The sequence below is a fragment of the Streptomyces incanus genome, from assembly GCF_042656345.1.
Classification (GTDB): domain Bacteria; phylum Actinomycetota; class Actinomycetes; order Streptomycetales; family Streptomycetaceae; genus Streptomyces; species Streptomyces incanus.
Window position 1 is genome coordinate 25,610 of the sequence record NZ_JBHSPC010000095.1, and the last position, 7,401, is coordinate 33,010.

Below are 7,401 nucleotides of genomic sequence, written 5' to 3' on the forward strand. Positions count from 1 at the left end.
TGCTGTGGTTGCCGGAGCACGCGCCGACGGACACCGGGAGTTATCCGATGCTGCCGTAGGACGGCCGGCCGAGGGGACCCGGGACCGGGATGTTCCCCCGGACCGGAGTCCTCAGAACTGCACGCCCTTGCCGCGCAGGAACTTGACCGGGTCGATCGCGGAACCGTAGTTCGGGCTGGTCCGGATCTCGAAGTGCAGGTGGGGACCGCTGGAGTTGCCGGTGTTGCCGGACAGGGCGATCTTCTGGCCGGCCTTGACGACCTGGCCGGGCTGCACGTTCACCTGGGAGAGGTGGGCGTACTGGGAGTACGTCCCGTTGCCGTGGTTGATGACGACGGCGTTGCCGTAGGCCGGGCCGTCGCCGGCGCCGTTGCCGCCCGTCTTGACGACGGTGCCGTCGTGCACGGCCATGACCTTGCTGCCGCTCGGCACCGCGTAGTCCTGCCCGCTGTGGGCGGACTGCCACATGCCGCCGGCCTGGGCGTAGCTCGCGGAGATCGTGTAGTTCTTCACCGGGTCGACCCAGGACGTCGTCTTCTTGGCGGGCTGAGCCTGCTTCTTGGCCTCGTCGGCCTTCTTGCCCTCGGCGGCCGTGGCCTGGGCGTCCGCCTGGGTCTGCACGGCCGTGGCCTGGACGTTCGCCTGGGTCTGCACGGCCGTGGCGGTGGAGCTGGTGGCGGCCGTGGTGTCGGCGGCGGCCGCGACCCCGGCTCCCACTGCGGCCGTGACTCCCATACCGGCGGCCAGAACGGCCGCACGGGTGCGGAGGTGGGACGTGAGGAAGGAACGGGACGTGACGCGCTGGAACATCGAAACCTCGTGGGGGAGGGGGCAGAGGGAAGCCACCGGGCGAACTGGTCCGCGCCGCAGTGGCTATCTCTTGGTAACCCCTTCACCCACAAATCACCAAGAAGGCTGATCTACTACGCAAATTCGTACTTCTGGAGTGAGACGGACGTCTCTTGACATCAGGCATGCACCGGACGAAAGCCCTATTTTGAGGCTGATCGATCAGAGCTTTACATCAAATGTCCGCTTTGCGTTTCAGCGTTTCACTACTATTCCATCTCGTAACGGACAAAACGGGTGTGCAGCATGTCACCGCGGGGCGGGTTCAGGCATTCCATAAATGTGGCGTGCGCCTCTCTGGCCATCTACCGCGCGGCCACCCTACGGTTCACCTCGCGCCACCCTCAAAGATGAGCATGTGCACGACACATCGGCAGCGTGATGAGCCCGAGAGGACCCCCCACCACATGAGAAGCCGACGCCCCTGGCTGCGCCGCGCATCGGTCACCGCCGTCTCCACCGCGGCACTGGTGGCCCTGGCCGTCCCCGCCCAGGCAGCGACCGCCACCGGCACCTCCGCAACGGCCACGACAGCCACGACAGCCGCCGCAGACGTCGACTACGACACCTGGCAGCGGGACTGCCAGGCGGTCATGGACCAGGCCCTGCCGCAGCTGACACAGCGGATCGCGACCCCGCGGCCGGGCGAGAAGCAGGCGATCGTCCTCGACATCGACAACACCGCCCTGGAGTCCGACTTCGGGTTCAGCTTCCCGGCGCCGGCCAACGAGCCGGTCCTGGAGGTCGCGCAGTACGCCCAGGAGCGCGGGGTCGCGGTGTTCTTCGTGACCGCCCGGCCGGGCATCGTCGGGGCCTTCACCGCGTACAACCTCGACCACGCCGGATACGAGTCCGCGGGGCTGTACGTCCGCGGCTTCCTCGACCTGTTCCGGAACGTGGCCGAGTACAAGACGGCCCAGCGCGTCGCCATCGAGTCGAAGGGCTACACGATCATCGCCAACATCGGCAACAACGACACCGACCTGTCGGGCGGCCACGCCGAGAAGACCTACAAGCTGCCGGACTACGACGGCCGGCTCTCCTGATCCGATCCCGGGCAGCCGAAAGGGGCCGGTGCCCTTCCGGGCACCGGCCCCTTTCGGCTGCCGTGACGCTTACGCGTCCTTGCTGAGGTTCGGGCCGGCTCCGCCGGCCGCCTGCTCGATCGGCGGGACGTCGGGCAGGGCCGACTTCTCCTCACCGCGGAAGGTGAAGGTCGCGCTCTCGCCCTCGCCCTCGATGTCCACGACCACGATGTGGCCGGGGCGCAGCTCGCCGAAGAGGATCTTCTCCGAGAGCGAGTCCTCGATCTCGCGCTGGATGGTCCGGCGCAGCGGCCGGGCGCCCAGCACGGGGTCGTAACCCCTCTTGGACAGCAGTTCCTTGGCGGGCTGGGAGAGCTCGAGGCCCATGTCCCGGTCCTTGAGGCGCTCGTCCACCTTGTCGATCATCAGGTCGACGATCGCGAGGATGTCCTCCTGGGACAGCTGCGGGAACACGACCACGTCATCGACACGGTTGAGGAACTCGGGGCGGAAGTGCTGCTTGAGCTCGTCCTGGACCTTGTTCTTCATGCGCTCGTAGTTGCTCTTCTTGTCGCCCGCGGCGGCGAAGCCCAGGTTGAAGCCCTTGGAGATGTCCCGGGTGCCGAGGTTGGTCGTCATGATGATGACCGTGTTCTTGAAGTCCACGACCCGGCCCTGGGAGTCGGTCAGGCGACCGTCCTCCAGGATCTGCAGCAGCGAGTTGAAGATGTCCGGGTGGGCCTTCTCGACCTCGTCGAAGAGGACGACCGAGAACGGCTTGCGGCGCACCTTCTCCGTCAGCTGACCGCCCTCCTCGTAGCCCACGTAGCCGGGGGGCGAACCGAAGAGACGCGAGACCGTGTGCTTCTCGCTGAACTCCGACATGTCGAGGGAGATCAGCGCGTCCTCGTCACCGAAGAGGAACTCGGCGAGTGCCTTGGACAGCTCGGTCTTACCGACACCGGACGGACCGGCGAAGATGAACGAACCACCGGGACGCTTCGGGTCCTTCAGACCGGCACGCGTACGGCGGATGGCCTTCGACAGCGCCTTGACGGCGTCCTTCTGGCCGATGACCCGCTTGTGGAGCTCGTCCTCCATGCGCAGCAGACGCGAGGACTCCTCCTCGGTCAGCTTGAAGACCGGGATGCCGGTGGCCGTGGCGAGGACCTCGGCGATCAGGTCGCCGTCGACCTCGGCGACGACGTCCATGTCGCCGGCCTTCCACTCCTTCTCGCGCTTGGCCTTGGCGGCGAGGAGCTGCTTTTCCTTGTCGCGCAGGGAGGCGGCCTTCTCGAAGTCCTGCGAGTCGATCGCGGACTCCTTGTCCCGGCGGACACCGGCGATCTTCTCGTCGAACTCGCGCAGGTCCGGCGGCGCGGTCATCCGGCGGATGCGCATCCTTGAACCGGCCTCGTCGATCAGGTCGATCGCCTTGTCCGGGAGGAAGCGGTCCGAGATGTACCGGTCGGCCAGGGTGGCGGCCTGCACCAGCGCCTCGTCGGTGATCGACACACGGTGGTGCGCCTCGTACCGGTCGCGCAGACCCTTGAGGATCTCGATGGTGTGCGGCAGGGACGGCTCGGCGACCTGGATCGGCTGGAAACGGCGCTCGAGGGCCGCGTCCTTCTCCAGGTGCTTGCGGTACTCGTCCAGCGTGGTCGCGCCGATGGTCTGCAGCTCACCGCGGGCCAGCATCGGCTTCAGGATGGAAGCCGCGTCGATGGCGCCCTCGGCGGCACCCGCACCGACCAGCGTGTGCAGCTCGTCGATGAACAGGATGATGTCGCCGCGGGTGCGGATCTCCTTGAGCACCTTCTTCAGGCGCTCCTCGAAGTCACCGCGGTAACGGGAGCCGGCGACCAGGGCACCGAGGTCCAGGGTGTAGAGGTGCTTGTCCTTGAGGGTCTCGGGCACCTCGCCCTTGACGATGGCCTGGGCGAGGCCCTCGACGACGGCGGTCTTGCCGACGCCGGGCTCACCGATCAGCACCGGGTTGTTCTTGGTACGGCGGGACAGCACCTGCATGACCCGCTCGATCTCCTTCTCGCGCCCGATGACCGGGTCGAGCTTGGACTCACGAGCGGCCTGAGTGAGGTTCCGGCCGAACTGGTCGAGGACCAGGGACGTGGAGGGGGTGCCCTCGGCAGGACCGCCGGCGGTGGCGGTCTCCTTGCCCTGGTAACCGGAGAGCAGCTGGATGACCTGCTGCCGCACCCGGTTCAGGTCTGCGCCCAGCTTGACCAGGACCTGGGCGGCGACGCCCTCGCCCTCACGGATCAGGCCGAGCAGGATGTGTTCCGTGCCGATGTAGTTGTGCCCCAGCTGCAGCGCCTCGCGGAGCGACAGCTCGAGCACCTTCTTGGCACGGGGAGTGAAGGGGATGTGACCCGACGGGGCCTGCTGGCCCTGTCCGATGATCTCCTCCACCTGCTGGCGGACCGCCTCGAGCGAAATCCCGAGGCTCTCAAGGGCCTTGGCGGCGACACCCTCACCCTCATGGATCAGGCCCAGGAGAATGTGCTCGGTGCCGATGTAGTTGTGGTTGAGCATCCGGGCTTCTTCCTGAGCCAGGACGACAACCCGCCGCGCGCGGTCGGTGAACCTCTCGAACATCGTTAATCGCTCCTCAGAGCGGTCAGGCAGTGGGGGGAACTTCCCCTCCCTGTCCTTCCGCAGCTTAGTCCCGCAAGCGGGGACCGCTCATTCCAACTGCCGACACCGTCGATGGCCTCCTGACCCCGAACGCCGACATCTGCTCCAACCTGATGGTGCGAGACGATGTTCCCGCAGGCCAGGCAGTTACCCCTATCACCAGTACGCCGATGGCGAACGCAAGATGTGCCGCCCTGCGTGTCGCCCCCTCCCACTAGGGATGTCTTACCCGCTGCGACCGACAGTCCATGCCGAGGACAGGGGTTCCCTCCGCTACGGGCGAACAACCTTGCGCCTCCCCCCGGCCCCCTCGCGCCCCCTTGTTCGACACTCTGCGCATGGACGCGCATACCCAGCGTAACCCGAATGGTCTTCCGGCGGTTGCGCTTGCATGGTCGGCACCGTCCCCACCGCCATCGCGGGCCCATCGGCCCCGGCGCACCGCTCCGTCAGCACGGCCGACGGGGCCCCGGGCTCTCGCAGGCCCCTCGGCCCCCTCGGTGCGCTCGAGCCGGGTGATCCGGGTGATCCGGTCCGGTACTGGTACGAGAACGAACAAGGGTGGCCGACGGTGCCCGGCTCTCCGGTACGCCTGTCGGTGGGGGTGCGCTTCGACGTCCTGGACGTCCCCGCCGAGGCGGGCCACGCGGCACTGGGGCGTCTGGAACGCCCGGGGGCTTTGGAGTACTCGAAGGGCCCTCGGCGGGCCGGACCCGCTGCCGGGAGGTTTCCGGTGGCCCTGCAGGGCGGCCGGATGCGGCTCCTGGTGGCCGCGGGCAGCGCGGAGGAACTGCCGGGGCTGCTCGCCTGGCTGGACTGGGGCGCGCTGCCCCTCGATCTGGCCGCGATCGGCACGGGCGGTCTCATCGACGCTCCGCCGCCCCCTGGGGCAGCCGGCCACGGTGCCGTCCGGCCGCTCTCCCCGAAAAGCGCCGGTTCGCAGGGGGCCGCCGTGTGGCTGCGGCCCCCCGAGCCAGGGCACGAGGTCGAGGCCTCGCTGCCGACGCTGTCGGCGACGGGGGACCATGGGGACGCCCCGGATCTCGTACGACTGGTGAACACGTTGGCCACGCAGTGCCACCGGATCCGGCTCCTGCACGCCTGCGACCGGCCGCCGGCCGGGGTGCGCGAGGCGGGACGGGCCGACAGTCAGCCGTTGGCCTGCTCGTAGGCCTCGCGGATGGCCGCGGGGACACGGCCGCGGTCGTTGACCTCGTGGCCGTTCTCCTTCGCCCAGGCGCGGATCGCCGCGGTGTCCTGGTTGCCGCCGGAAGTGGCACGCGCCTTTCCACGCCCGCCCGAAGCACGGCCTCCCGTACGACGGCCGCCCTTCACGTAAGCCTCGAGAAGGCCACGGAGCTTGTCCGCATTGGCGGTGGTGAGATCGATCTCGTATGTCTTGCCGTCCAACGCGAACGTCACGGTCTCGTCCGCCTCGCCGCCGTCGAGGTCATCGACAAGAAGGACCTGAACCTTCTGTGCCACCGGATTTCCTTTCATCGATAACGTCAGGGCCTGGGTGTACCGGCATCCGCCGTATCGCCGTCCCCTGTTATATGCACTACTGCAGTACGTCGGAAAGCAAACCGCTTTTGCCGGAAAAACACAAACCCCGGGGACGAACCCACTGCCGCACACAGCCCGGAAACGTGCGCGTTTCGGACATAGGGAACCGGGCAAGGCCCGCGGTACGGAAGCAGTACGGAATATGCCTTGACGTGGCGCACCGAGACCTTCGCCGCAAGGCATCGGGTACGGAACGCCGACGATCACAGATGCAGAAGCATCCGGCTGTTGCCCAGAGTGTTCGGTTTCACTCGTTCGAGACCCAGGAACTCCGCGACACCCTCGTCATAGGAACGCAGCAGCTCGGCGTGCACATCGGTGTCGACGGGCGTCTCACCGATCTCCACGAAGCCGTGCTTGCAGAAGAACTCGACTTCGAAGGTCAGACAGAAAACACGGCGAACACCGAGCCAGCGGGCGGTCTGCAGCAGCTTCTCCATCAAGCGATGCCCCACACCGGCGCCCTTCAGTCCGGGCTTCACAGCGAGAGTACGGACTTCCGCGAGATCTTCCCACATCACGTGCAGCGCGCCGCAGCCGACGACCTCCCCGTTGTCATCCCGTTCCGCGATCCAGAACTCCTGGATGGCCTCGTAAAGGGTCACCGTTGCTTTGTCGAGCAGGATGCCCTTGCGGACGTAGGCGTCAAGGAGGTGGCGCACGGCGGAGACATCGCTGGTGCGGGCCCGCCGGACGGTGATGGCTTTTGCGGTGACATCCGGGCTGTCTGCTGACATGAGCGGACGTTATCGCCCGTGCGGGCCGTCGGTCGCGGCGGGGTTCTCGACAGAGGGTTCCGTGGGCGGGGGCTGTTCCGCCGAACCTGCTTGTTCCGCCGATCCTGCTTGTTCCGCCGGCCGGCGTTGTTCCCCGGTTTCCGGAGGCTGTGCAACGCGTACGGCATCCGTGAGGGCCTGACGCTGTTCCTCGCTCATCATGCCGAAGAAGGCGACGAGTGCGGCGGCGGGGTTGTCGCTCTGCGACCATGCCTCGTTCATCAGCGCGGCCGCGTACGCGGCGCGGGTGGAGACCGCCTCATATCGATAGGCCCGGCCTTCCGCCTGACGGCGCACCCAGCCCTTCTGATGGAGATTGTCCAGAACGGTCATCACCGTGGTGTACGCGATGGACCGTTCCTTCTGCAGATCTTCGAGGACTTCCCTGACGGTCACCGGGCGGTTCCACTTCCACACCCGCGTCATGACCGCGTCTTCGAGTTCTCCCAAGGGGCGAGGCACACATCAGACAATAGTGCGCAATCACTCCCACGGCGTGCCGAGCGTGCATGAAGATCGGCAATCGTGAA

At 67.2% G+C, this 7,401-nt stretch carries 7 protein-coding genes; 2 read left to right on the forward strand and 5 right to left on the reverse strand.

The genetic code is table 11. The annotated features are described in order from the left end of the window. Positions 1-111 precede the first annotated feature (111 nt). Positions 112-810 (reverse strand): M23 family metallopeptidase, encoded by a 699-nt coding sequence (locus ACFP2V_RS27695; RefSeq protein WP_381217970.1) that lies wholly within the window; start codon positions 808-810, stop codon positions 112-114. Between the two features lie 446 nt (positions 811-1,256). Here ACFP2V_RS27695 and ACFP2V_RS27700 point away from each other — a divergent pair, with 446 nt between their 5' ends. Further along, complete coding sequence (locus ACFP2V_RS27700) at positions 1,257-1,895, forward strand: HAD family acid phosphatase (protein WP_381217972.1); 639 nt, start codon at positions 1,257-1,259, stop codon at positions 1,893-1,895. A 69-nt stretch (positions 1,896-1,964) separates the two neighbouring features. Here ACFP2V_RS27700 and ACFP2V_RS27705 read toward each other — a convergent pair whose 3' ends face one another. Beyond that, positions 1,965-4,490 (reverse strand): ATP-dependent Clp protease ATP-binding subunit, encoded by a 2,526-nt coding sequence (locus tag ACFP2V_RS27705; protein WP_381217974.1) that lies wholly within the window; start codon positions 4,488-4,490, stop codon positions 1,965-1,967. Between the two features lie 430 nt (positions 4,491-4,920). Between ACFP2V_RS27705 and ACFP2V_RS27710 the strand changes: the two genes are divergently transcribed. Beyond that, positions 4,921-5,700 (forward strand): SCO3374 family protein, encoded by a 780-nt coding sequence (locus ACFP2V_RS27710; RefSeq protein ID WP_381217976.1) that lies wholly within the window; start codon positions 4,921-4,923, stop codon positions 5,698-5,700. Here the strand turns inward: ACFP2V_RS27710 and ACFP2V_RS27715 are convergent. From ACFP2V_RS27715 to ACFP2V_RS27725, 3 genes are all read right to left on the reverse strand, one after another. Continuing rightward, on the reverse strand, positions 5,679-6,014 hold the full coding sequence (locus ACFP2V_RS27715) for a histone-like nucleoid-structuring protein Lsr2 (protein ID WP_381217978.1): 336 nt from the start codon (positions 6,012-6,014) through the stop codon (positions 5,679-5,681). The genes ACFP2V_RS27710 and ACFP2V_RS27715 overlap by 22 nt on opposite strands. A 284-nt stretch (positions 6,015-6,298) precedes the next feature. After that, positions 6,299-6,832: an amino-acid N-acetyltransferase gene (locus ACFP2V_RS27720; RefSeq protein WP_381217980.1), complete on the reverse strand. Its 534-nt coding sequence runs from the start codon at positions 6,830-6,832 to the stop codon at positions 6,299-6,301. Between the two features lie 9 nt (positions 6,833-6,841). Next, complete coding sequence (locus ACFP2V_RS27725; protein ID WP_381218133.1) at positions 6,842-7,297, reverse strand: BlaI/MecI/CopY family transcriptional regulator; 456 nt, start codon at positions 7,295-7,297, stop codon at positions 6,842-6,844. Positions 7,298-7,401 lie beyond the last annotated feature (104 nt).

Bases quoted from the DNA above. Each gene is read 5' to 3' on its own strand.
- ACFP2V_RS27695 (WP_381217970.1), bottom strand. From the start codon at position 810: ATGTTCCAGCGCGTCACGTCCCGTTCCTTCCTCACGTCCCACCTCCGC.
- ACFP2V_RS27700 (WP_381217972.1), top strand. From the start codon at position 1,257: ATGAGAAGCCGACGCCCCTGGCTGCGCCGCGCATCGGTCACCGCCGTC.
- ACFP2V_RS27705 (WP_381217974.1), bottom strand. From the start codon at position 4,490: ATGTTCGAGAGGTTCACCGACCGCGCGCGGCGGGTTGTCGTCCTGGCT.
- ACFP2V_RS27710 (WP_381217976.1), top strand. From the start codon at position 4,921: ATGGTCGGCACCGTCCCCACCGCCATCGCGGGCCCATCGGCCCCGGCG.
- ACFP2V_RS27720 (WP_381217980.1), bottom strand. From the start codon at position 6,832: ATGTCAGCAGACAGCCCGGATGTCACCGCAAAAGCCATCACCGTCCGG.
- ACFP2V_RS27725 (WP_381218133.1), bottom strand. From the start codon at position 7,297: ATGACGCGGGTGTGGAAGTGGAACCGCCCGGTGACCGTCAGGGAAGTC.